Annotated in this window: 1 pseudogene; it reads right to left on the reverse strand. The window is 57.7% G+C overall.

The features are described from left to right. Positions 1-1,043: pseudogene (locus AACU94_RS24460) on the reverse strand (autotransporter domain-containing protein); the annotation flags it as partial.

Consider the following 1,043-nt stretch of genomic DNA (forward strand, 5'->3'; position numbering starts at 1 on the left):
CAACCGCCTGGTCGCCGTCAATCTGGATACCGATGGATTCCGGATCGGTCACGGTCACTGTGCGTCGTTATGTCCACCGTCGCGCTGTCGCCGGTGATATCAATCCCGTGTGCGCCGCCGCTGACGTCCAGATCGCCGTCCTGGATAACGGTTCCGTTATTGCCGTTGATTTCCGTGCCAGTGGCATCTTTACCGTCAACGGTGGTTTTACCGTTGTTGTTGGCGGTGGCGTCGTCACCGTTAATCTGCGTGCCGGTGCCGCCGTTGCTGATGGCGCTGTCGCCTTCGTTATTAACGACAGCCTTGTCGCCGTCAATCTGAATACCGATGGATTCCGGATCGGTCACGGTCATGGTGCCGTTGTTGTCCACCGTCGCACTGTCGCCAGTGATATCAATCCCGTGTGCGCCGCCGCTGACGTCCAGATCGCCGTCCTGGATAACGGTTCCGTTATTGCCGTTGATTTCCGTGCCAGTGGCATCTTTACCGTCAACGGTGGTTTTACCGTTGGTTGTTGGCGGTGGCGTCGTCACCGTTAATCTGCGTGCCGGTGCCGCCGTTGCTGATGGCGCTCTCGCCTTCGTTATTAACAACCGCATGGTCGCCGTCGATCTGAATACCAATGGATTCCGGATCGGTCACGGTCATGGTGCCGTTGTTGTCCACCGTCGCACTGTCGCCGGTGATATCAATCCCGTGACCGCCGCCGCTGACATCCAGATCGCCGTCCTGGATAACGGTGCCGTTATTGCCGTTGATTTCTGTGCCAGTGGAGTCGGTACCATCAACGACCGTTTTACCACTGTTATTCGCCGTGGCGTCGTCACCGTTAATCTGTGTGCCGGTGCCACCGTTGGTGATGGTGCTGTCGCCTTCGTTATTAACAACCGCCTGGTCGCCGTCAATCTGGATACCGATGGATTCCGGATCGGTCACGGTCATGGTGCCGTTGTTGTCCACCGTCGCACTGTCGCCAGTGATATCAATCCCGTGTCGNNGNNGCTGAGATCCCACTGGTTTTGCTGGGCGAAAAAGACCAGTGC

Source organism: Escherichia sp. E4702 (genome assembly GCF_963883545.1).
Lineage (GTDB): Bacteria > Pseudomonadota > Gammaproteobacteria > Enterobacterales > Enterobacteriaceae > Escherichia.